20 protein-coding genes and 1 pseudogene are annotated in these 21,809 nt (G+C 69.6%); 9 read left to right on the top strand and 12 right to left on the bottom strand.

All coding sequences use genetic code 11. The annotated features are described in order from the left end of the window. Positions 1 to 11: 11 nt before the first annotated feature. Positions 12 to 1,076, bottom strand: a complete 1,065-nt coding sequence (locus tag OL599_RS10735; protein WP_264713733.1) for an NAD(P)-dependent alcohol dehydrogenase — start codon at positions 1,074 to 1,076, stop codon at positions 12 to 14. 155 nt (positions 1,077 to 1,231) lie between these two features. On the opposite strand from OL599_RS10735, the pseudogene OL599_RS10730 reads away from it, so the two are divergent. Both OL599_RS10730 and OL599_RS10725 read left to right on the top strand, forming a co-directional pair. Then, a pseudogene (locus OL599_RS10730) lies at positions 1,232 to 1,741 on the top strand (cyclase family protein); the annotation flags it as partial. Between the two features lie 289 nt (positions 1,742 to 2,030). Continuing rightward, positions 2,031 to 2,924 (top strand): cyclase family protein, encoded by an 894-nt coding sequence (locus OL599_RS10725; RefSeq protein WP_264713732.1) that lies wholly within the window; start codon positions 2,031 to 2,033, stop codon positions 2,922 to 2,924. A gap of 3 nt (positions 2,925 to 2,927) precedes the next feature. On the opposite strand, the gene OL599_RS10720 is transcribed toward OL599_RS10725, so the two are convergent. From OL599_RS10720 to OL599_RS10695, 6 genes are all read right to left on the bottom strand, one after another. Then, the gene (locus OL599_RS10720; RefSeq protein WP_264713730.1) at positions 2,928 to 4,082 is read right to left on the bottom strand and encodes an ABC transporter substrate-binding protein; all 1,155 of its coding nucleotides are present in this window, start codon (positions 4,080 to 4,082) and stop codon (positions 2,928 to 2,930) included. A gap of 83 nt (positions 4,083 to 4,165) precedes the next feature. Then, on the bottom strand, positions 4,166 to 4,885 hold the full coding sequence (locus OL599_RS10715) for a CHAP domain-containing protein (protein WP_264713729.1): 720 nt from the start codon (positions 4,883 to 4,885) through the stop codon (positions 4,166 to 4,168). Between the two features lie 372 nt (positions 4,886 to 5,257). After that, complete coding sequence (locus OL599_RS10710; protein WP_264713728.1) at positions 5,258 to 5,608, bottom strand: RidA family protein; 351 nt, start codon at positions 5,606 to 5,608, stop codon at positions 5,258 to 5,260. 173 nt (positions 5,609 to 5,781) lie between these two features. Beyond that, positions 5,782 to 7,026 carry an MFS transporter gene (locus OL599_RS10705; protein ID WP_264713727.1) on the bottom strand — a complete coding sequence of 415 codons (1,245 nt, stop codon included), beginning with the start codon at positions 7,024 to 7,026 and terminating at the stop codon, positions 5,782 to 5,784. A 13-nt stretch (positions 7,027 to 7,039) separates the two neighbouring features. Continuing rightward, on the bottom strand, positions 7,040 to 7,444 hold the full coding sequence (locus tag OL599_RS10700; RefSeq protein ID WP_264713726.1) for a hypothetical protein: 405 nt from the start codon (positions 7,442 to 7,444) through the stop codon (positions 7,040 to 7,042). Then, positions 7,441 to 7,983, bottom strand: a complete 543-nt coding sequence (locus tag OL599_RS10695; RefSeq protein ID WP_264713725.1) for a hypothetical protein — start codon at positions 7,981 to 7,983, stop codon at positions 7,441 to 7,443. The genes OL599_RS10700 and OL599_RS10695 overlap by 4 nt, the downstream gene beginning before the upstream one ends. 66 nt (positions 7,984 to 8,049) lie before the next feature. Here OL599_RS10695 and OL599_RS10690 point away from each other — a divergent pair, with 66 nt between their 5' ends. Genes OL599_RS10690 through OL599_RS10680 form a run of 3 tightly spaced genes read left to right on the top strand, consistent with a single transcriptional unit; the run spans position 8,050 to position 11,606 of the window. Beyond that, on the top strand, positions 8,050 to 9,315 hold the full coding sequence (locus OL599_RS10690; protein ID WP_264713724.1) for an amidase: 1,266 nt from the start codon (positions 8,050 to 8,052) through the stop codon (positions 9,313 to 9,315). Between the two features lie 17 nt (positions 9,316 to 9,332). After that, on the top strand, positions 9,333 to 9,974 hold the full coding sequence (locus OL599_RS10685; RefSeq protein WP_264713723.1) for a class I SAM-dependent methyltransferase: 642 nt from the start codon (positions 9,333 to 9,335) through the stop codon (positions 9,972 to 9,974). 21 nt (positions 9,975 to 9,995) lie between these two features. Further along, complete coding sequence (locus OL599_RS10680; protein WP_264713722.1) at positions 9,996 to 11,606, top strand: SulP family inorganic anion transporter; 1,611 nt, start codon at positions 9,996 to 9,998, stop codon at positions 11,604 to 11,606. 45 nt (positions 11,607 to 11,651) lie between these two features. Here OL599_RS10680 and OL599_RS10675 read toward each other — a convergent pair whose 3' ends face one another. Next, positions 11,652 to 13,097, bottom strand: a complete 1,446-nt coding sequence (locus tag OL599_RS10675; protein ID WP_264713721.1) for an alpha,alpha-trehalose-phosphate synthase (UDP-forming) — start codon at positions 13,095 to 13,097, stop codon at positions 11,652 to 11,654. 352 nt (positions 13,098 to 13,449) lie between these two features. Next, positions 13,450 to 14,730: a Gfo/Idh/MocA family protein gene (locus OL599_RS10670; RefSeq protein ID WP_264713720.1), complete on the bottom strand. Its 1,281-nt coding sequence runs from the start codon at positions 14,728 to 14,730 to the stop codon at positions 13,450 to 13,452. 346 nt (positions 14,731 to 15,076) lie between these two features. On the opposite strand from OL599_RS10670, the gene OL599_RS10665 reads away from it, so the two are divergent. The 4 genes from OL599_RS10665 to OL599_RS10650 all read left to right on the top strand — a co-directional run bounded on the left by OL599_RS10665 (position 15,077) and on the right by OL599_RS10650 (position 18,978). Beyond that, positions 15,077 to 15,679, top strand: coding sequence for an HD domain-containing protein (locus tag OL599_RS10665; RefSeq protein ID WP_264713719.1), 603 nt, complete (start codon positions 15,077 to 15,079; stop codon positions 15,677 to 15,679). Between the two features lie 25 nt (positions 15,680 to 15,704). Then, the gene (locus OL599_RS10660; protein WP_264713718.1) at positions 15,705 to 17,282 is read left to right on the top strand and encodes an ABC transporter substrate-binding protein; all 1,578 of its coding nucleotides are present in this window, start codon (positions 15,705 to 15,707) and stop codon (positions 17,280 to 17,282) included. 19 nt (positions 17,283 to 17,301) lie between these two features. Further along, on the top strand, positions 17,302 to 18,084 hold the full coding sequence (locus OL599_RS10655) for a class II aldolase/adducin family protein (RefSeq protein ID WP_264713717.1): 783 nt from the start codon (positions 17,302 to 17,304) through the stop codon (positions 18,082 to 18,084). A 249-nt stretch (positions 18,085 to 18,333) separates the two neighbouring features. Then, positions 18,334 to 18,978 (top strand): DedA family protein, encoded by a 645-nt coding sequence (locus tag OL599_RS10650; RefSeq protein ID WP_264713716.1) that lies wholly within the window; start codon positions 18,334 to 18,336, stop codon positions 18,976 to 18,978. A gap of 27 nt (positions 18,979 to 19,005) precedes the next feature. Here the strand turns inward: OL599_RS10650 and OL599_RS10645 are convergent, their stop codons facing one another. The 3 genes from OL599_RS10645 to OL599_RS10635 form a co-directional block, all read right to left on the bottom strand. After that, on the bottom strand, positions 19,006 to 19,482 hold the full coding sequence (locus OL599_RS10645; RefSeq protein WP_264713715.1) for a GNAT family N-acetyltransferase: 477 nt from the start codon (positions 19,480 to 19,482) through the stop codon (positions 19,006 to 19,008). Between the two features lie 28 nt (positions 19,483 to 19,510). Further along, positions 19,511 to 19,840, bottom strand: coding sequence for a hypothetical protein (locus tag OL599_RS10640; protein WP_264713713.1), 330 nt, complete (start codon positions 19,838 to 19,840; stop codon positions 19,511 to 19,513). A gap of 290 nt (positions 19,841 to 20,130) precedes the next feature. After that, positions 20,131 to 21,696 (bottom strand): ABC transporter substrate-binding protein, encoded by a 1,566-nt coding sequence (locus OL599_RS10635; RefSeq protein ID WP_264713711.1) that lies wholly within the window; start codon positions 21,694 to 21,696, stop codon positions 20,131 to 20,133. Between the last annotated feature and the right edge of the window lie 113 nt (positions 21,697 to 21,809).

Here is a 21,809-nt window from a genome sequence, read left to right as displayed (position 1 = left end):
ACGGCATGACCCTATGGCGTGATCGCCACCTTCAGCACCCCGTCGCGTTGATTCGCGAACAGCTCGTACGCCGCCTCGATGTCGTCCAGCCGATAGCGATGCGTCACCATCGGCCGCAGGTCCAGGCGCCCGGACTGGATCACGCTGATCAGCCGGCGCATCCGCTCCTTCCCGCCCGGACACAGCGTCGTCACGATCTTGTGGTCGCCCAGCCCGGCCGCAAACGCCCCTAGCGGAATCCGCAAGTCGCCGGAATACACCCCCAGGCTGGACAGCGTGCCGCCCGGCCGCAGCACCCGCAGGCAGGACTCGAACGTCCCTTGCGTGCCCAGTGCCTCGATCGCCGCATCCACGCCGCGCCCGTCGGTCAGGCGCACGATCTCCTCGACCGGATCGACCTCCTTGTAGTTCAGGACGATGTCGGCGCCGCATTTGCGCGCCATCTCCAGCCGGCCGGCAATGCCGTCGACGGCGATCACCGTCGTAGCACCTGACAGCTTCGCCCCGGCCGTCGCGCACAAGCCGATCGGCCCCTGCGCGAACACCGCCACGACGTCGCCGATGCGGATGCGGCCACTCTCGGCCCCGGAGAACCCGGTGGACATGATGTCCGGGCACATCAGCACCTGCTCGTCGGTCAGCTCGTCGGGCACAGGGCACAGATTGGCCATCGCATCCGGCACCAGCACATACTCCGCCTGGCACCCGTCGATCGTGTTGCCGAAGCGCCAGCCGCCCATCGCCTTGAAGCCGCTCTTGTTGAAGCCGCCATCCTGCGAGTGATAGCCGCACAGGCACGCCGCCGAATGGCCGCTGGGCGTGATCGCCCCGGCAATCACCCGCTGACCCTCGCGATAGCCTTGCACGGCCGCACCGAGCTTCTCGATCACGCCCACCGGCTCATGGCCGATGGTCAGCCCCTTCGCCACCGGATACTCGCCCTTGAGGATGTGTATGTCGGTGCCGCAGATCGTCGTCGTCGTCACGCGCAGCAGCGCATCCAGCGGCCCCACCTCCGGGATCGGCTTCTCATCCAGGACAATGCGTCCAGGCTCCACGAACACGGCCGCTTTCATTCTGGGCATCCACCAGTCCTCCGTCTGCGCGTCAGGCCGGCATCCTGCGCAGCCGCGCGCCTGCGCGCCTTGACCGAGATCAAACGGTGGCCTGAACTCGGCGCCTCCGCCATGCCGGCGCCAGCCGACAGCCGCAGACCCGGGAGCAACCGTCCATGCCGCGCCGCCTGATCGACATCTCCAGCCCGCTGCGCGCCGGCATCGCCAGCGATCCGCCCCACATGTTGCCGCAGATCGAGTACATCGATCACCACCAATCGGCGCCGGCGCTCGCGCAGTTCTTCGGCATTGCCGTGGACCAGCTTCCCGGCGGCGAATACGCGGCCGTCGAACGCGTGACCATCAGCACCCATAACGGCACCCATCTCGACGCGCCGTACCACTTCTTCAGCACCATGAACCACGCGCTGAAGCCCGGCGGCGAGCCGTCCTGGCGCATCGACGAGGTGCCGCTGGACTGGTGCTTCCAGCCCGGCGTGAAGCTCGATTTCCGCCATTTCGAAGACGGCTACGTCGCCACCCCGAACGACGTGGAGGCCGAGCTCAGGCGCATCGGCCACACCCTGCGCCCGCTCGAGATCGTGGTGGTGAACACCAGCGCCGGCGCCCGCTACGGCGAACCCGACTACGTCGATTCCGGCTGCGGGATGGGCAAGGCCGCCACGCTGTGGCTGCTGGAGCGCGGCGTGCGCCTGGTCGGCACCGATGGCTGGAGCTGGGACGCCCCGTTCTCCCACACCCGCCGCCGCGTGCAGGAAACCGGCGACGCCGGCCTGATCTGGGAAGGCCACCGCGCCGGGCGCGAGATCGGCTATTCCCACATGGAGAAGCTGAACAACCTCGACCGGCTGCCGCCCGACGGGTTCGAGATCGTCTGCTTCCCGGTCAAGGTCCACCGCGCCTCCGCCGGCTGGACCCGCGCCGTCGCCATCCTGCCGGAAGAGGGAGGGGCGCATGACCGGCTGCGGCCATGGCCACGCAAGCTGGGGGCCAGCCGACCAGATCGGCGCCGCCAATCTGCTGACGCCCGAACTGCGCCTCGCCGCCCTGCGTCTGGTGACGCAGGGACATGCCTACGACCTCAGCCACGTCACCGGTGCCGACGCGCCGTTCATGGCCCCGAACCAGACGCCGTTCCTGCTCTCGCTCTGGGCCACCTGGCGCGACACCATCCGCCGCCGCCGCCGGCACGGCTTCACCAACGATGCCGGTTCCAACGTGGAACGGCTGGAAATGACCGCGCATACCGGAACCCATATCGACGCGCTCGGCCATTTCTCCATCGGCGACCGGCTCTATAACGGCCTCAGCGCTGCCGACGTCGTCACCGACCGCGGCCTCGACCGGCTCGGGATCGAGCACGTCCCGCCCATCATCACCCGCGGCCTCCTGCTCGACGTCGCCGGCCTCGACGGCGGCGCGTTCCTCGAACCCGGCCGCGTCGTCACGCCTGACGACCTCGCTTGCGCCGCCGGCGACAGCGTCATCAGCCCCGGCGACGTGGTGCTGATCCGAACCGGCTGGGGCCGTTTCTTCGCCGCCGACAACACCCGCTACCTGGCCGGCGAGCCCGGCATCGACGTTCCCGCCGCACGCTGGCTCACCCGGCAAGGCGTGGTCGCGATCGGCTGCGACAACATGGCCGTCGAAGTGCTGCCCAACCCCGATCCCACGCAATCCCTGCCGGTACACCAGCACGCGCTGGCGGAGGCCGGGGTCCATCTGATCGAAAACCTCGCCCTCGAGGAGCTCGCCCGGGACCGGGTCACCCGATTCTGCCTGATCCTCCTGGCGCCCAAGTTGCGTGGCGCCACCGGCGCTCCGGTGCGGCCCGTGGCGCTGATCTGACGATCAGGCCGCCTGCAATGGCGGCAGGATTTGCCAGGCAACCTGGCCGGGCGCGGTCACTTCGGCGAGGAAGCTGACGCGGTCCGGCTCGCCGGCGGCATTCCAGGTGGTGTCCAGCAGCAAGGCGGGCTCTTCGGCCGTGGTGATGTGCTGCCCGCGCAGCGCGTCGGCGAGGCCGCGCGGGTCGGCGCGGCCCAGGCGGTCGGTGGCGGCCTTCACCATGGCGACGGCCATGTGGCCCTCGATGGCGGCGCTGCTCGCCGGTTGCTTGAAACGGGCCTGGAAGCGGTCGTGGAACGCCGCCAGCGGGGGGGCCGCGGCGGCCAGCGCCACGCTCGCGCGCACGCCCACGGCGGCGGCGCCGGCCTTTTCCAGCGTTCGGTTGGCCACCAGGATGGCCTCGCCGAAGATGGGAAGCTCCGGCGCCTGGCGGCGCAGCTCGATCAGCAGGCGCGCGGCGTCACGGCCGGGGGCCGCCAGGAACACGGCGTGCGGCGCGGCGCGCAGCAGCTTGGCGATCTCGCCGGGCAGCTCGGCGGCCGTGGTCGGCACGGGCAGGTCGCCGGCAATGGCCAGGCCCACCGGCTGGGCGGCGCGGACGAAGGCGTCACGGCTGGCGCGGCCGGGTTCCGCGGGGGTCCACAGCACGCCGATCCGGGTGATGGCGGGCAGGGCGGCGCGCATCCACAGCACCAGCTTGGTCATGCGGGCGGCCTCGGGCACGCTGGCCAGGAACAGGAACGGGGCCCCGGCGGTCGAGACCATGGTGCTGCCGGTGATCTGCAGGATGCGCCGTTCACGCACCATCGGCAGCGATGCCAGCGTGTCGGCCGCCGACAGCGGGCCGAGCAGCGCATAGGGATCACCATCCAGCGCGCGCTGCAGGCTGCCGCGCAGCCCGGCGGCGCTGGACTGGGTGTCATAGGTGCTGACCTGCACCATGCGGCCGAGAATGCCGCCGCCGGCGTTGATGTCCTGCACCGCCATCTCCACGCCGTTGCGCCAGTCGTCGCCGATCAGGGCGCGCTCGCCGGACAGCGGGATCACCTGGGCGATTTGGAGAGGGGCGTCCGCGGCGTGGGCCCGCGTGGCCAGCGCCGCGAGGCCGATGGCGCCGAGGCTGCGCCGCGTCAGGACGCGGGGAGATGTGGGATGCATGGTGCCGCAGGTCTCGCACCGGCGGCGGCAGGCGTCAACGCCCGGCGCGGCGCGCCAGGCGGCTCAGCGCGGTCGTTCGCGTGTCAGCGGATGTTGCGGTTGACCGCGTCGATCTCGCCTGCCACGGCCGGCGCCTCGGCGACCTCGTCATAGCTGGCGGCGCGGCTGGGGGTTCTTCGCGCCCGGGAGTTTGCCAGCATCACGCCGCGATCAGGGCGGTCATAGATGAAGCCGTAGGTCGGATACACGCTGCCGAAATCGCCGTTGCGGCCCAGGCTCACGCGCACGGCCGACCAGTCGTTGTTGTCGGAGACGTCGATCACCGCGATGCCGCGCGCCACGTTGCCCTTGCCGGTACGCGCCCAGTTGGCATGGTCGATCTCGACCTCGCGCGCATTGATCACCCGCGTCACGACGGCGACATGGCCCAGGCGCATCGAGCCGGTGGCGCGGAAATTCAGCACGCTGCCCGGCTCCGGCTGGCTGCCGCGCTGGTAGACGCCGGCGGCGGCATCCCACCAGTTCACGGCGTTGCCCTTGAGGTCGATGCCGGAAGCCGCGCGCGCATATGGCACGCAGCTGATGCCGCCATAGCTGTGGCGCGCATACACCACCTTGCCGGTCTTGGACTGGGGCTTCTTCGAGGACAGATGCGCCGGCGCGGTGGAGGCGCGCGGCGCGGCCGCGCGGCCGGGCTGTGCCGTGCTGGCCTTGTGCGTGGCCTGGGTGCGATTGGCGGTGTCGTTCGGCCGGGCGGCATGTGCGGGTGTCGGGTTGCCGAGTGTCAGGAATGACCCGAGCACGACCGCCGTTCCCCCCATCATCCATGCCCGCATACGCCGAATCCTTCTAGCCGTTGCAACCGTGTTTCCGATTGCTACACGGCCGTGAGCGTGACAACCCGGGAAAGCATTGGGTGCACGTCAGGCATGCGATTTAGTGGATACGCCCCTGTGGATAACGGCTGGAATGAGGAACGCTGTCCTAAAACGTTGGATTTCCAGGGGTGTTGCCGATAAATTTGTTGCATGTGGCGCAAATGCAACAACCGCTGGTAGCGAGGACCGGCGGCGATTCGCGCCGCCATGTCGTTGCGCCATCGCAGCTTCGCCGAACGAAGCCGCGGCCGGGAGGGGCGGCAGGCGCCGCGATCCCTCCCGGATTGTCGTGGAAGCCTACTTGCAGGCGGTGACCATGATTTCGACGAGGATGCGCGGATCGGCCATGTTGGCCTCCACGCAGGCCCGCGCCGGGGCGCCGTCCTTGGGCAGCCAGGCGGACCACAGCTCGTTCATGGCGTCGCGGTCGCGGATGTCCTTGAGCCAGATCTGCGCCTGCAGGATGCGGGTCTTGTCGGTGCCATGCGTCTCCAGGATCGCGTCGATGGCGTCCAGGACCTCGGCGGTCTGGCCCTTGATGTCCTTCGCCACATCCTTGGCCGTGCAGCCCTGCAGGTACACGAAGCCATGATACTCCACGGCTTTGGCGAGAATCTTGTTCGGTTCGGTGCGGATGATCTTGCTCATGGCCCCTCTGTCTCCCGGCGATACGAAGCCTTGGCTTCTAGAGCATCTTCCGGCGCGGCGAAATCACCGCGCCGCAAAAAGATGCTCGTTCCCGGGTAGGATCGGAATCGCTGCCGAACGGAGCGAGCCCGGCGCCGGCGGACGGTTCTCGCAACGGGGCAGCCGCAGCGTGGTCACGTCGGCGCTTCGCCCCGCTCCAGGGCACGCGCCATGTGCGGCAGGCGGCTGATCGCGGCGACACAGGCGCCGGCTGCGATCGCACAGCCGACCAGCACCGGCGCCTGCAGCCCCGCCACCTCGGACGCCGCGCCATAAGACAGCGCGCCCATGGCCGGGGCGGCGCGGGTGATCATGCCCCACAGGCTCAACACCCGGCCAATCATGTGGCTGGCGGTGGCGGTCTGCAGCAGCGTCTGCACGGCGATGCCGTGTATGGTCGTGGCCGCTCCCATGGCCGCCGCGCAGACCACCGCAAAGGGGAAGGCGTGCGTCGCCACGAACCCGGCGGTGGCCAGCGCCAGCACCAGCCCGCTGCCGACCGCCAGCTTGCACAGCCCTTTCAGCCGCCCGCGCATGGCGATGAACGTGCCGCCGGCCAGTGCCGCCAGCCCGATCGCGCTCGACACCGTTGCCAGTCCCTCGGCGCCGCGGCCGAACAGCCCGGCCACAAAGGGCGGCAGCAGTTCCGGCACGGCGCGAATCAGCACGCCCACCGTCGCCGCGTACAGGAACAGCGGGCCCATGCCGGGATGGCGCGCCACGTAGACGATGCCGTCCAGCGCCTCGCGCAGCACGCTGCCGGTGGGCGCGTGGCCGCGCCGCGTGGCGGCATCCAGCTTCAGCAGCGGCATGGTCATGCTGGCCGCCAGATAGGCGCAGCAATTCGCCAGGATCGCCGGCACCACGCCCCAGGTGGCGACGATCACGCCGCCGATGCCCGGCCCGATCGACCGGGCCAGGTTGAAGCACAGCGAATTGAGCGCCACCGCCCCCGGCAGGTCGGCGCGCGAAACCATGCCGGGCACCAGGCTCTGCCGCGCCGGCTGGGCGAAGGCCTGCGACGTGCCCAGCAGGATCTCCAGCGCCGCCATGTACTCGATGCGGATCAGGCCGGTGAGCGTCAGCACCGCCAGGGTCAGCGCGTGGCCGGCGGTGATGAGTTGGGTCAACACGGTCAGCCGCAGCCGGTCCACCCGGTCCGACACCGCGCCCGCGAACGGCGAGACGATGACGGAAGGGCCCAGGTTGCAGAAGGTGAGGATGCCGATCCACAGCGCCGAATGCGTCAACTGCCAGGCCAGCCAGTCGGTCGCGACCTTCTGCATCCACAGCCCGGTCCATGAGGTCAGGCTGCAGGCGTAGAAGATCTGCGTGTTCCGGCTCGACAGGACACGGCGAATCGCCGTGAGGCTGCCCACGATGATGCCGTGCCTAGCGCTTTTTGGGTGGCGGCGGCGGTGGTGGCGGCGGCAGCGGCGTGGCCTCGGGCGCGGCTTGCGGACTGGCGCCGGCGGTGCCGCCGATCCCGTTCAGGCAGTTGGACAGCAGCACGTCGCGCGCATAGCGGCCGGACAGGCCGCTGGTGGTGTTGGACTGCGGCAGGCCGCTCAGCGGCGCGTCGCGCGTGCTGGTGGCATAAGTGTCGGCGCGATAGATGTCCGCCCGGTTCTGCCGCAGATAGACCTCGTCCGCACGCTGCTTGCAGGCGGCCTGCTGTGCGGCGGAGGCGTGCGACTGCGGCTGCTGCGCGGCGCAGGCGGCCACCGCCAGGGTAGCCAGCAGGGAAAGGGTAGGGCCCCGGACCGTTCGGATGGCGGGCAGGCGAAGGCGGGTCATGCAGGGGCTCCTGACGAAAGGCGGGGCGCGGTGGCTGAAGAGGACAGCATGCTGGCGCGCGCCACAAGGGCACGGACACGCTCGGGGTCGAGCCGCGCATCCGGCGTGAGCGCGGTGGTCGCGGCCGCGTGCAGCAGCGCGGGGTGGATCTCGGCACCGTCGCGGCGGACGGTGAACAGCGCATCGGCCCAGCGCGCTTGCGCCAACAGGTCGACGAGCCCGAGCAGGCGCAGGCACAGCGACAGCCCGTAGCTGGTCGAGGTGCCGATGGTGGCGTCGACCGCATGGGCCCAGCAGCACGCATCGGGGTCGGCCAAGGCGAGATCGGTGGCGCTGCCGTCACCGCGACGGAAGCGGAACAGGCGCGCGGGCCCCCAATCCTCATGCGTGGCGGCACTGCGCGCGGCGTCCCAGGCCGCTGCCAGGTCGCGCTGGCGCACGGGCGGCAGGGCCTCGGGCGGCGCGTCGACCAGATAGGTCAGCGTGCCGTCCGCGGCCGCTCCCATCTGAATCGTCGTTGCGCGCGCATTGTCGTCCATGCGCCTAGGATGGACCTCCGCCGCGAGCCGCGCCACCCTCTCACGAACATTCAAGGAGCGCCGTCCATGTCCGATCCCGCCGACCTGACCGCTACCGAAGCCACGCGCCGGATTCGATCGGGACGACTCAGCACCGCGGCATTGCTGGAGGCCTGCCTGGACCGGATCGACGCGCGCGAAGGCCAGGTCCGGGCTTTCGCCCATTTCGATGCGGCCCAGGCACGCCGCGCGAAGCCGGTGGATGGGCCGCTGTACGGTCTGCCGGTCGGTGTGAAGGATGTTCTCGATACCTCTGATATGCCAAGCGAATATGGCTCGCCGATCTGGGCCGGGCACCGGCCGCTTGCGGATGCGGCCTGTGTGGCATGGACCCGGGCGGCCGGCGGCGTGATCCTCGGCAAGACCGTCACCACCGAATTCGCCACCCGCAAGCCCGGGCCCACCACCAACCCCGCCAATCCCGCCCACACTCCCGGCGGCTCCAGCAGCGGCTCGGCCGCGGGCGTCGCCGCCGGCTTCTTCCCGCTCGCTTTCGGCACCCAGACCGCCGGCAGCATCATCCGGCCGGCGGCTTATTGCGGCGTGGTCGGCTTCAAGCCGAGCTTCGGCAGCATTCCACGATTGGGCATGAAAGTGATGTCGGATAACCTTGATACGATCGGCGTCATGGCCCGCAGCGTCGCCGATTGCGCCTTGTTCGCCGGCACCGTCGCAAATCGCGACCTGGGCGACCCCGACGCCCGCCTGGACCGCGCCCCGCATATCGGCCTGTGCCGCTCGCCGGCCTGGGACAAGGCGGCGCCGGAGACGCAGGTGTTGTGGGAGCGCGTGACCGGCGCGGTCGCGCGCGCCGGGGCGGCGCTGCAGGAGCGGGAGCTGCCAGAGGCCTATCGCGCGCTCGACACCGCGCATCCGCTGGTGATGAACGCGGAGAGCGGGCGCTCGATGGGCTGGGAGCTGCTGACCGCGCGCACGCAGATCAGCGACGTGCTGCGCGAGCGGCTGGAATGGGGCCTCGCTCATCCGACCGCGGAGCTGGACGCGGCGCTGGCGGTGTTCGCCCGGCTGCAGGACGGCGTTCCCGCGCTGATGGACGGGGTCGACATCCTGCTGACGCCGGCCGCTCCCGGCGAGGCGCCGGCCGGGCTGGAGTGGACCGGTGATCCCGCCTTCAACGCCTACTGGACCGCGCTGCACGTACCTTGTGTCACCGTGCCGGCCGGTACCGGGCCGAACGGCTTGCCGCTGGGCATCCAGATCGTCGGCCGCCGCGGCGACGACCGGCGGACGCTGGCCTGGGCGCAATGGGTGGCCGCGGCGGTGGCGAACTGATGGGCCGGCACCTCGCCATGACCGACGCCCTGGCGGCCTATGTGGCCGAACGGGGCACGCGCGAGTCCGACGCCCAGCGTGGCTTGCGCGCGGCCACGCGGGGGCGGCCCGGGGCGGGGATGCAGATCGGCCCGGACCAGGGCCAGTTCATGGCCTTCCTGGTGCAACTGACCGGGGCACGGCGGGCGCTGGAGATCGGCGTGTTCACCGGCTACAGCGCGCTGAGCGTGGCGGCGGCGCTGCCCGAGGGCGGCGAGCTGGTCGCCTGCGACATCAGCGAGGACTACACCAGCGTGGGCCGCCCGTTCTGGCGGCAGGCGGGGGTGGACAGGCGCATCGATCTGCGCCTGGGCCCGGCCCTGGCCACGCTGGACGGGCTGCTGGCCGACGGGCAGGACGGCACGTTCGACTTCGCTTTCATCGACGCCGACAAGACCGGCTACGACGCCTATTACGAGCGCTGCCTGGTGCTGGTCCGGCGCGGCGGGCTGATCGCCATCGACAACGTGCTGTGGGGCGGCGCGGTGATCGACCCCGCCGACACGAGCCCCGACACCGAGGCGCTGCGGGCACTCAACCGGAAGATCCATGCCGACGCGCGCGTGGACATGTGTCTGCTGCCGATCGGCGATGGGCTGACACTCGTTCGCCGGCGCTGACCGGCGATGCCCCGGTCGCGCATGACAGGGGCGGATCTGCTGGCCGGCTTGTCGGTGGCCGGGCTGTTGCTGCCGGAAGCGGTGGCTTATGCCGGGATCGGCGGCGTGCCGCCGCAGCACGCGGTGGCGGCGGCGGTGGCCGGCCTGGTGGTCTATGCGGCGATCGGCGGCAGCCGGTTCGCCGTGGTGGCCCCTACCTCGTCGTCGGCGGCGATCGTGGCGGCGTCGCTGGCCGAGCTGTCCCCCGGGACGCCCGAATACCGGCTGGCCCTGGCCTTCGGCATGGTGCTGCTGACCGGCGCGTATTTCCTGGCTGCCGGAATGGCGCGGTTCGGGAACCTTTCCGCGTTCATTGCGCGCCCCGTGCTGCGCGGATTCGGCTTCGGCCTCGCCGTCACGATCGTGGTCAAGCAATTGCCGTTGCTGGTGGGTGTCGCGGGGGTCGGCGGATCGCCGTTCCTGATCCTGCGCGAGCTGGCACACCGGGTGGGGGAGTGGCACCCGTACAGCGCCGCGACCGGCGTCGCGGCATTGGCCGTGTTGTTCGCGCTGAAGCGATGGCCGCGCATCCCCGGGGCCTTCGTGGCGCTGGTGCTGGGCGTTGCGGCATCGCGGGCCGCCGACCTGCCGGGGCATGGGGTGCAGGTCGTCGGCGTCATCGACATCACCGGGCTGGTGCCCGGCCTGCCGGATCTGGCCCGCGCTGACTGGGCTCGGCTGTGCGCGCTGGCACTCCCGCTGTTCATGATCGTCTTCGCGGAATCCTGGGGATCGATGCGCTATTTCGCGCTGCGCCACAACGATACGCTGGACGCCAACCGGGAGCTCATGGCGCTCGGGGCGGCGAATGCCGCGGCGGCATTGGTGCAGGGCATGCCGGTAGGGGCGGGGTTCTCGGCGACGGCGGCCAACGAAGCGGCGGGGGCGGCCTCGAAGCTCGCCGGTGTGGCCGCGTCGGTTGCGCTCGCGGCGATGATGCTGGGCGCCGGCGGGCTGATCGCAAACCTGCCGGAGCCCGTGCTCGCCGCCGTGGTGATTGCGGCGCTCGCGCATTCGCTCGACCCCACGCCGCTGCTGGCGCTGTGGCGCATCGGCCGCGATCAGTACGTGGCGCTGGTCGCGGCCGTCGTGGTCATCGCATTCGGCGTGGTCGACGGCATGCTGATCGCGGTTGGCCTGTCGCTGGCCGCCGCGCTGCAGCGGTTTTCGCGGCCGCAGGTCAGTGAGCTCGGCGAGCTCGGCGACAGCCGCAACTACGTCGACCGCATGCGACATCCGGAGGCGCTGACATCCACCGGCATTGCGATCTTCCGGCCGATGCTGCCGATGTTCTTTGCCAATGCCGAGCTGATGCTGGCCGAGATCGGCGCGCGGCTGGAGCGGCAGGACGCGGTGCAGGTGGTGGTGCTGAGCCTTGAGGAGAGCAGCGACCTCGACAGCACCGCGGCGGAGACGCTGATCGCGTTCGACGCGCAGGTGAAAGGCAGCGGCCGCGTGCTGCTGTTCGCGCGGATCAAGGACGAGGTGCGTGACCGCCTGGCGCGCGCCGGCGCCGCATCGCTGGTGCAGCCGGCCCGCTGCTACCGAAGTGTCGCGGATGCGGTGGCGGCGGCGGAGGCATTGCTGCGGTGAGGTGATATTTGCCGACCCGCATCGCCCGGAACCGGCTGCGTGGCCCTACATCGCCGCCGCTGCGAACGCCGGGTGCCCGATGCCGCCATGGCGTGGCGTGCGCTGCAGCTGGGCCAGGAACACCTCGCAGAAGCGGTTCGCCGTCGTCCTGCGGACCTGCGCGTGCAATGCCTCATGGCGGGCCTTTCGTTCCTCCTCGCGCATGGACAATGCGGCGTGCATGGCCTCGGCGACTTCGTCGGCGTCGAAGGGATTGACGATCAGGGCGCCGGCCATGTCGTCCGCCGCGCCGGCGAAGCGCGACAGGATCAGGACGCCGGGATCGAGCGGATCCTGGGCGGCGATGAATTCCTTGGCAACCAGGTTCATGCCGTCGCGCAGCGGCGTGACCACGCCGACGCGGGCGAGGCGGTAGAAGCCGGCGAGGGTGCGACGGCCGAGCGGCCGCGTCATGTAGCGCAGCGGCGTCCAGTCGGCGTCGGAATAGCGGCCGTTGACGTCGCCCACCAGCCGGTCGAGCTGGCGGCGCAGGCTTTGATAGTCGCCGATGTCCTCGCGCGACGGCGCGGCCACCTGCAGGAAGCTGACCTGCCGGCGGTGCTCGGGATGCTGCTCGAACAGGCGACCGAATGCCTCGACCCTGTTCGGCAGGCCCTTGGCGTAGTCGAGCCGGTCGACGCCGATGGCCAGCGCCCGGCCATCCAGGCTGGCGGCCAGGCGCCTGGTTTCGGGGCTGCCGACCGCACGCTGCGCCACGCGCGAGAAGGCGTCGGCGTCGATGCCGACGGGATCGACAATCGCGCGCACGCGGCGCCCGCCATGGCTGAAGCAGACGGTCTCGTCCGCCTGTCCGTTCGGCGACTGGATGTTCGGCACTTCGACGTTCAGCACCTGGGTCACGCAGTCCTTGAATGCAGCGAGGTAGCCGCGCGTCTGGAAGCCGACGACATCGTATGCGCAGAGCGATCCGAGCAGTTCGGCCGCCCGCGGCAGCGCCGACAGGATCGCCGGCGGCACGAACGGCGTATGCAGGAAGAAGCCGATGCGGTTGTCCACGCCCAGCGCGCGCAGCTCCTCCGCCAGCGGGATCAGCAGATAGTCGTGCACCCAGATCAGGTCATCGGGTTGCAGCAGCGGCGCCAGGGCCCGGGCATAGGCGCGGTTCACGGCGCGATAGCCGGCATATTCCTCGGGGCGGAAATTGATCAGGCCGAGCCGGAACAGCAGCATCGGCCACAGCGCACCGTTGCCGAAGCCGGTATAGAACAGGCGATGGTCGGTCTCGCCGAGATCGATGGTGGCGTAGGTGACGCCGCCTGCCTCCTGCAAGGTCGCCGCGGTTGCGGTGGCGGGGGCGCATTTTCCGCTCCAGCCGAACCACAGCGAGCCAGACTTGACGGCGTCCGCGAGGACCACCGCCAATCCGCCGGCCTGGGGCAGGCGCTGGCGCGGCTGCGGAACGCGGTTGGAGACGACGACGAGACGGGCCACGGTGTGTTCTCCTGGCGGAAAGCGAGGCCCGGCATTCGTTGCGTGCTGCCCCCCGGACCGGCAGCGTAAGGGACCATGAACCGGTCGTGATGGAGCAGAGCCGGGACAGGCGAAAGAAGATGAAGCGACGAGGGCCAGGCATCGAATTACAGGATCAAGGAGGTCCACGCATAAAAGGATGCGCTGGAAACCGTCAACTTGATTTGTTGTATTTTGATCGGAACGGACGTGCTGCGTGCCTCGTTATATTTCAATAGTGTTCAAAAGCAATTGAACGGATTTTTCATGATTCGGAAGCGGCGCCGGGTATACTGGCGCGGCTCGGGTGCCGTGCTGCCGTGGGGCGATGGTGTTACGTGCGCAGGAGGATCGTTTCGCCGGAGCGCCGGGACCGTTCGGCGGCGAAGGCCATGATGTGGCTGTCGAGCGACTCCTGCAGCGACGTCAGCGCCGGACCGACCTGGGTGTGCCGCAGCCTTTGCTGCGCCCGGCCGAGGAAGTCGGCCATGATCCCGTCGTCGCCGCCGCCATGATAGCCGTCGGCCGGAAGGCTCAGCTGGATGCGGGTGACTTCATCGGTACGGAAATCGGTGACGGTGATCTCGTTCTGGTTGAAGTTGCCGGTAATCTCGCCGTGACTCCCCATCAGGTGCACCGTGCGAGTGTTCTCGCCGGTGAAGGCGCTGACGTTCAGGGTTGCGCTGACGCCGTTGGCGAAGCGCATGCTCACGACCTGGCTGTCGGCGACGTCGTTGTCGCACATATAGACGCAGCGCCCGTATGGCCCTTCGTGCAGGGCCTGCGCCAGGGCAGCGGGCGAGGGGTCGAGCGCCACCATGGTGTGCGGCCACCGGTTCTGCGGCGGCAGTTTCTCGAGGTAGATCCGCGGCGCCGAGTAGGGGCAGCTGCGCTCAACCTTGCAGCCGCCGTCGCAGCGATCGGTGGCGCCGTCGGGGGCGTTCTGCCAGGTGAAATGCGCGAGCGCGCCGAACGAGCTCAGCGCCACGCAAGGCGCGCCGACGAACCAACGGATGATATCGAGGTCGTGGCACGCCTTGGCCAGGATCATCGGGCTGGCATCGGCAAGGCGGCGCCAGTTGCCGCGGACATAGCTGTGCGCGAAATGCCAGTAGGCGATGTGCTCGGTATGGCGCAGCGTCTGCAGCCGGCCGATCGCGCCGCGGTCCAGCAACTGCCTGATCTGCAAGAAGAACGGCGTGTAGCGCAGCACATGCGCGACGGTGATGTCGCTGCCGTGCGCCCGCGACGCGTCCTGCAGGACCTGGATCTCCGCCTCGGTCGGGCAGATCGGCTTTTCCAGCAGGATGCTGACGCCGCGCTCGATCGCGGCCAAAGCGGGCTGCAGGTGCAATGGGTCGGGGGTTGCGATGATGACGGCGTCCAGCTCCGTCTCGGCCGCCAGCAATTCCTCCCAGCCCGGATACAGGTGCCTGGGGTCGAGGCCGTGCTGATGTCCGGCATCCTGTAGGCGGTCGGAACGGGGGTCCGCCACCGCAACGACGCGGGCCAGGTCGGGGCGCCGGAGCACATAGGCGCCATAGGCGCCCATGCCGCGATTGCCGGCGCCGAACAGGGCGATGCGGATGCGTGGCGGTTCGGTGGTGTCGTTCATGGCGCTGCCCCCCTGAGCCGGCGAATGATACCGGATGCTGTTCCCATTGGGTGTGACGGATGCGCGCAGGTAGCGTGTCAATGCGGCGGTGATGCGGCGATCCGTGCGCGGCGGGCGCGGGCGCAGTCACAGTTCGGTGTTCGGCGGGACGGCTGCGCACGGCATCATCGGCGCGCAGCGATCGGGTCGTACACGAAACGACAAGCAATGCCAGGGGAATTATTGCGGCCGGAATGGCTATGTTACATGTCCGGAGTTGACATCATCTGTAGATGTCCGAACATCCCGCCCGTTTCCGCCAGCATTGTCTGGCGCGCGTGATCCACCACCAGAACGAGAGAGAAGCATGACCGCGTTCATCGCAGCACCCAGCTTCCGGGATACGACGGCCGAGGAATGGCAGAAGGTGTTCGATCGCTCCAGGGCGCGTGACATTTCCACGGCCGGAGACCACGTTCTGACTCTTCTGCGCAGCCAGGAGTCGGTCGCGACGAGCGGATGGGCCATCAATGCCTACACCCATGCGCTGCAGGCCGGGACCAAGGCCCTGCGCGCCGGCATGGACGAGGAGTACGTCGTCTGCGCCCTGCTGCATGACATCGGCGAGTTCCTGGACCCGTTCAATCACGGCGACATCGCCGGCGAGGTGGTGAAGAATTTCGTCTCCCCGGAGAACTACTGGATGGTTGCCAATCATCCGGTGTTCCAGCTGCATTTCCGCGACCATTCGCGCTATGACCGCGAGGCCTGCCTGAAATACCAGGGCCACCCGGCCTTCGAGCGGACGCTCGATTTCTGCGAACGCTTCGACCAGAGCTGCTTCGACGGCGCCTACGACAACCTGCCGCTGGAGGCCTTCGAGCCGATGGTCCGGCGCGTGTTCATGCAAGGCACGGAGAGATTGTACGCGCGCCATCCCTACGCGACGCGCGCGGCGGCGGCGCAATAGGCCGGCCGCAATGAAGGAGATCGGCATGCACCGACGCACACTTCTCGCCGGCGCCGGCGCCGCGCTTCTGGCCGCGCCCGCCATCGCCCAGCCTGCGCGCGCGCGGACGCTGCGCATGGTTCCGCAGACGAGCCTCACGGCGCTCGACCCGGTCTGGACCACGGCCTCGGTCACCTCGGCTCATGGCTACGCGGTGTTCGATACGCTTTACAGCGTGGACAGCAACCTCCGGCCGCAGCCGCAGATGGCCGAGGGCCACGACGTTTCCGCCGACGGGCGCGTCTGGCAGATCAGGCTGCGCGACGGGCTGAAGTTCCACGACGGCGAAGCCGTGCGCGCCGCCGACTGCGTGGCGAGCCTGGTGCGCTGGAGCAAGCGCGACAGCTTCGGCCAGACCCTTGCCCGGTTCGTGGATGCGTGGGAGGCGGCCGACGACCGCACCATCCGCATCCGCCTCAACCGGCCGTTCGCGCCGCTGCTCGATGCCATCGCCAAGCCGGCCTCCGTGGTGGCGTTCATCATGCCGGAGCGGCTGGCGAAGACGGATGCGAACACGGCGATCACCGAGATGGTGGGCTCGGGCCCCTTCCGCTTCCTGAAGGACGAGTTCGTCGCCGGCAGCCGCGTGGCGTATGCGCGCTTCGAGGGTTATGTGCCGCGCCAGGAGCCAGCCAATTTCATGGCCGGCGGGAAGCGTGCGTTCTTCGACCGGATCGAGTGGCAGATCATCCCCGATCCGGCGACCGCCGCCGGCGCGCTGCGCAACAACGAGGTCGACTGGTGGGAACTCGCGCATCCCGACCTGATCCCGCTGTTCGCGCGCGACAGCGGCGTGAAGGTGACGCAGGTCGACGATCTCGGGTTCATCTCGATCCTGCGATTCAACGCGCTGGTTCCGCCGTTCAACAATCCGAAGCTGCGCGCGGCGGTGCTCGCTGCCGTGGACCAGGCGGATTACATGCGCGCCGTGAACGGGGAGAACGTTCGCTGGCACAACTGCGCCGCCATGTTCCCGTGCGGCATACCCTTCGTGAAGGAGCTCGGCGCCGGCGTGATGAACCAGCCGCGCGACCTGGCGCGTGCGCGCGCGGCGATCCGCGCGGCGGGCTATGGCGGCGAGCGCGTCGTGGTGATGAACCCGGCCGACTTCCCCTCGATCGCGCCGCTGGGCGAAGTGACCGCCGACCTGCTCAAGCAGCTCGGGATGAATGTGGATCTGCAGCAGATGGATTGGGGCACGCTGGGCCAGCGGCGGACCTCCAAGGCCGGGGTTGACGCCGGCGGCTGGAACATCTTCCACACCTGGACCAACAGCGTGTCGATCACCAACCCGGCCCTGAACTACTACGTCCGCGGCCAGGGCCAGGCCGGCTGGTTCGGCTGGTACGAGAACGCCGAGGTCGAGCGTCTCACCGATGCCTGGTCGCAGGCCGCGACCGACGCCGAGAAGCAGGTGATATTCGACGCGATCCAGCGCCAGGCCTTCGAGACCGCGCCGATCATCCCGCTCGGCCAGTACTATCCCGCCACCGCGCACCGCAGCAATATCGTCGACCGGATACCCGCGACCAACCCACTGCCCTGGAACATACGGCGCGCCTGAACGGCGCAGGAGCACAGACATGACAAACATCTCTGCGATCACGATCCCGTCGGTCCGTTCGCGGGTCTCGCCGGAAGAATGGCAGGCGCGGGTCGATCTCGCCGCCTGCTACCGGTTGATCGCGCGCTACGGCTGGGCCGACCTGACCGCCACGCACACCTCGGTGGAGGTGCCGGGCAGCGACCGCCAGCACTTCCTGATCAATCCGCACGGCATGCTGTTCGAGCAGGTGACCGCCTCGTCGCTGGTGAAGATCGACTGCGACGGCAACCCGGTGATGGAATCGCCCTATCGGGTGAACCCGGCCGGCTTCGTGATTCACTCGGCGATCCATATGGCGCGGGCGGACGCCATCTGCGTGATGCACACGCACTCGGTGGCCGGCATCGCGGTGTCGATGCAGGCGCAGGGGCTGCTTCCGGCCAGCCAGCACGCCTGCTTCTTCCATGGGAATATCGGCTACCACGACATCGAGCACATGGAGCACGGGGTGGAGGGGCGTGCCGCGTTGGCGCGCGATCTTGGCCCGCACCCGGCGCTGATCATGCGCAACCACGGCCTGCTGGCCTGCGGGCGAACCGTGGCCGAGACGTTCTGGCTGATGCACACGCTGGAGAAGGCCTGCGCGGCGCAAGTGGCGGCGCTGGCCGGCGGCGCGGCCCTGCATCCGGTCTCGGAGCAGACGGCTTCCTGGTTCGGAGACCTGGTCGGCAACAAGGACTTTTCGCTGAAGCTGGGGAATACGGCCTGGCCGTCGCTGCTGCGGCTGCTGGACGATACCGATCCGTCATATCGCGACTGATACCAACGGCCCTTGACGATGACCCTTCCATCGTCGAGGGCCGTTGATATCGCGCGCCGATCCGCTTGCGGCACGCAAGCGCGTGCCTGTCGCGGGCTTGGTGGGCGGCGGCGCGCCAAATAACGACTCGTACCAGCGGTCATTCTTCATGGCCGCTGGTATGACGCCGGGATAGTGTTGGGGGGCAGGCCGCAGCAATGCGGCCCGCGCGCGATCCCGCCGGGGGGCGCCGTGTTCCACTTGCTGCACATGCCGCTTGCCGACCTGATCGCCATCTATGGCTACTGGGTGGTTGCCGTTGTCGTCGGGCTCGAGAGCATCGGTCTGCCGGTTCCGGGGGAGACGACGCTGGTGGCGGCGGCGATCTATGCGGGCACGACCCACCGGCTCGGCATCGCCCTGGTGATCGCCGCCGCCGCCACTGGGGCGGTGATCGGCGACAATATCGGCTACTGGATCGGGCGTGAGGCCGGCTACCCGCTGCTGCTGCGCCATGGGCGGCGCATGGGGTTGGCTGAAGACAGGCTCAAGCTGGGGCAATACCTGTTCCTGCGGCACGGCGGCAAGATGGTGTTCTTCGGTCGGTTCGTCGCCATTCTGCGCGCGCTCGCGGCCCTGCTGGCCGGTGCCAACCGGATGCCGTGGGGAAGCTTCTTCGCGTTCAATGTCGCCGGCGGCGTGGTCTGGGCGACGCTTGTCGGGCTTGGCGCCTACGTGCTGGGCGACCGGATTCACCAGTTCCTCGGGCCGGTCGGCTGGACCATGCTGGTGCTGGCCGGGATCGCCGGCGTTGGCGGCTGGGTGTTCTGGCGGCGCCACGCGGCGCGGCTGCTGGCCGATGCCGAGCGCGCGCTGCCGGGGCCGCTGGCGCCGGCCCGGCGCCGTCCTCGGTAATTGGTTCGATCGGGTCTGGCGCCTGGATCAGGGCGCGCGCCGCGTGTCGCGGACCATGTAGCGGCTCCCGGTGCCGTAGCTGGCCAGCTTGGCCGCCATCGCCGGGTTGTCGAGTGCGATGAACCCTTGGGCTTCCCAGAAGGGCGCCGAGGCGCCAACGGCGATCAGCGACACGCCGGGCAAGCCGGCGGCGGCGGCGTGGCCGATGATGGCGCGCACGATCGCCGCCGCGGCGCCGGTGCCGCGGGCGCGCGGGAGCAGGGCGATGTCGTGGAGGTAGTAGGTGTCGGGCGCCGCGGGAAGGGCGCCGAGAAGATGGTTCAGCGCCGGCGGGTCGAGCGCGCGCCAGGGGTGGCTGACCAGGTAGCCGGCCGCGCCGTCCAGCACGAAGCAGCCGGCGGGGTGCAGGCGCAGCCGCTCGGCGAAGATCGAGATGTCTTCCGGATGGTCCGGGTGAACGGCGTCGGCGATGCGCGCGACGTCCGGCAGGTCGTCCTGGGTCATGGCGCGCCACTGCATCATCTGGTGCCGCTCACGCGCAGCCGATGCCGGTGCGGTCGAACGACCGCACATGGCCGGCGTCGAGGATGAAGGTCGTCCGGCAGGTGAAGGTTGCCGGCAGCCGCATGCGCATCTGCCAGATATCGGTGCGCTCGTAGACGACGTAGCGCAGCCCCGCCGTGTCGAAGCTGCGTGTGGGCTGGCCCAGGCGCTGCACCAGCTCGACCTCGCCGGCGCCGATCAGCGCGGACAAGGAGGCTCCGGAGGAGAGGTTAGGGGTACGGGAGTCGGGCGTCTCACGGCTGCAGGCCGACACGGCGAGCAGGACCGTGAGGGCCAGAGTCCCGGGGGCGCGTGCCATGCGCGGATGGCTCCCTGTGTTGCGGCTGCCACGGCCGCAATTTGGCACAGAGTTGCCATCAGGGGGCCACCCATCTGATCAAGATGGCCCCCCCGGCATCACGCCTGGTCGTGTCCGCCGCCGGCCTCATACCAGCGGCCATGAAGAATGACCGCTGGTATGAGTCGTTATTTTGCGCGCCGCCGCCCACCAAGCCCGCGACAGGCACGCGCTTGCGTGCCGCAAGCGGATCGGCGCGCGATACCAACGGCCCTTGACGATGGAAGGGTCATCGTCAAGGACCGTTGGTATCAGGCCCGCCGCACGCCGTACATCTGCGGGAAGCCGTCGCGGATGTCGCGCAGCGTGGAGCGGAACACGTTCGGGCCCGAATAGAAGCCCAGCGGCACGAAGGGCACGGTCTCGAACATCAGCAGCTGCATCTGCTTCGCCACCGCCTTCTGGGCGGCCAGGTCTGGCGCGTCCAGCCAGGCCTCGCGCAGTTCCTCCATCTTCGGGTTGTCCGGCCAGCCGAACCAGGCGGCCGGACCGCTGCGGATGGCCGAGCTCGCGGCCGGGGAGACGTTGCCGGTGCCGCCGAGATTGGTGAGGAAGATGTTCCAGCCGCCCTTGTCGATCGGCTCGCGGCTGGCGCGGCGCTGCACCACCGTGCCCCAGTCCACCGCCACGTAGTCCACGTTCATGCCGATGCGCCGCAGCAGGTCGACGGCGATCTGGGAATAGGCGTGCAGCGGCGGGATGGTGGTGGCGCCCAGCACGACGATGCGCTCGCCCTTGTAGCCGGCGGCGGCGAGGTCGCGCTTGGCCTGCGCCATGTCCTTGACCCGGCCCAGCGCCTCCGTCCCGGCATCGCTCGCCAGCGGCGAGCCGGGGGCGAACAGGCCGGCGGGGTTCTTGATGATGCTGGGGTCCGCGCCCGCATAGGCGGTCATGAACTCGTCCTGGTTCACCACCGACAGCACCACGCGGCGGATGGCCACGTTGTCGAAGGGCGGGTGCAGGTGGTTGAAGCGCAGGCAGCCGATCGAGCCGTAGGGGTCGATGACCTTGATCGTCAGGGCCGCGTTGCGCTTGAGCGACGGCACCAGGTCGATCGGCGGGTTCTCCCACCAGTCGATCTCGCCGGAGCCCACGGCGGCGGCGGCGGTGGCGGGGTCGGGCAGCATCTGCCATTCCACCCGGTCGAAATACGCGACCTTCGGGCCGGCGGTGAAACTCGGGGTGCCGTCGGCGCGCGGCACATAGGCCTCGTTGCGGGCGAACGCCACGAGCGAGCCGGGCACGCGCTCGTTCGCGAGGAACCGGAACGGGCCGCTGCCGACGATCTCCGGCACCTGGGCGTTGGCGTCGGTGCGGGCCAGGCGCTCGGGCATGATGCAGGCGGCGTATTGCGCCAGCGCGTCGCGCAGCAGCGGGAACGCCCGCTTGAGCCGGATGCGGACGGTCTTGTCCGAGGGTGCGGAGATTTCGTCGATGCGGCTGGCGAGCACGCTGACCAGGGCGTCGCGCTTGCCGCTGCGCTGGATGCTGGCCACCACGTCGCGCGCCAGGACGGGGGTGCCGTCGTGGAATTTCAGGCCGTCGCGCAGCGTGAGTTCCCACAGCTTGCCGTCGTTCTCGACGCGCTCGCCTGCCAGCATCTGCAGGCGCGGGGTCAGCGACGCGTCGAGGCCGTAGAGCGTGTCGAAGACGGCGAGCGAGAAGTTGCGGGTGATGTCCGCCGTGGTCCAGACCGGGTCGAGCGACGCCAGGTCGGCATGCGGGACGAATTTCAGCGTTCGCGATCCCTGGGCCGCCGCGATCCGCGGTGCCGCCAGGACAGCGGCGCCGGCCGCGAGGAAGTCTCTCCGTTTCATGAACAAGCCCCTCTGTTGCCGGGGCGGTTTTCCGCCTCCGGATGGCCAAAGCAAGGGCGCCGATGCTAGGGGAGCGATGGGATGGCGTTCAATACGGGACCGGCCACAGGGGC

Origin of the sequence: Limobrevibacterium gyesilva (assembly GCF_025989185.1) — a bacterium.
In the GTDB taxonomy this organism is placed as follows: domain Bacteria; phylum Pseudomonadota; class Alphaproteobacteria; order Acetobacterales; family Acetobacteraceae; genus Limobrevibacterium; species Limobrevibacterium gyesilva.
The sequence above is the reverse complement of the archived record's forward strand: the minus strand, read 5'-3'. Positions and strand labels throughout refer to the sequence as shown.

Coding starts and splice junctions, on each gene's coding strand:
- OL599_RS10700 (WP_264713726.1), bottom strand. CDS start 7,444: ATGACCCGCCTTCGCCTGCCCGCCATCCGAACGGTCCGGGGCCCTACC.
- OL599_RS10725 (WP_264713732.1), top strand. CDS start 2,031: ATGACCGGCTGCGGCCATGGCCACGCAAGCTGGGGGCCAGCCGACCAG.
- OL599_RS10670 (WP_264713720.1), bottom strand. CDS start 14,730: ATGAACGACACCACCGAACCGCCACGCATCCGCATCGCCCTGTTCGGC.
- OL599_RS10640 (WP_264713713.1), bottom strand. CDS start 19,840: ATGGCACGCGCCCCCGGGACTCTGGCCCTCACGGTCCTGCTCGCCGTG.
- OL599_RS10655 (WP_264713717.1), top strand. CDS start 17,302: ATGACAAACATCTCTGCGATCACGATCCCGTCGGTCCGTTCGCGGGTC.
- OL599_RS10690 (WP_264713724.1), top strand. CDS start 8,050: ATGTCCGATCCCGCCGACCTGACCGCTACCGAAGCCACGCGCCGGATT.
- OL599_RS10710 (WP_264713728.1), bottom strand. CDS start 5,608: ATGAGCAAGATCATCCGCACCGAACCGAACAAGATTCTCGCCAAAGCC.
- OL599_RS10660 (WP_264713718.1), top strand. CDS start 15,705: ATGCACCGACGCACACTTCTCGCCGGCGCCGGCGCCGCGCTTCTGGCC.
- OL599_RS10685 (WP_264713723.1), top strand. CDS start 9,333: ATGACCGACGCCCTGGCGGCCTATGTGGCCGAACGGGGCACGCGCGAG.
- OL599_RS10735 (WP_264713733.1), bottom strand. CDS start 1,076: ATGAAAGCGGCCGTGTTCGTGGAGCCTGGACGCATTGTCCTGGATGAG.
- OL599_RS10665 (WP_264713719.1), top strand. CDS start 15,077: ATGACCGCGTTCATCGCAGCACCCAGCTTCCGGGATACGACGGCCGAG.
- OL599_RS10680 (WP_264713722.1), top strand. CDS start 9,996: ATGACAGGGGCGGATCTGCTGGCCGGCTTGTCGGTGGCCGGGCTGTTG.
- OL599_RS10720 (WP_264713730.1), bottom strand. CDS start 4,082: ATGCATCCCACATCTCCCCGCGTCCTGACGCGGCGCAGCCTCGGCGCC.
- OL599_RS10695 (WP_264713725.1), bottom strand. CDS start 7,983: ATGGACGACAATGCGCGCGCAACGACGATTCAGATGGGAGCGGCCGCG.
- OL599_RS10650 (WP_264713716.1), top strand. CDS start 18,334: ATGCCGCTTGCCGACCTGATCGCCATCTATGGCTACTGGGTGGTTGCC.
- OL599_RS10645 (WP_264713715.1), bottom strand. CDS start 19,482: ATGACCCAGGACGACCTGCCGGACGTCGCGCGCATCGCCGACGCCGTT.
- OL599_RS10635 (WP_264713711.1), bottom strand. CDS start 21,696: ATGAAACGGAGAGACTTCCTCGCGGCCGGCGCCGCTGTCCTGGCGGCA.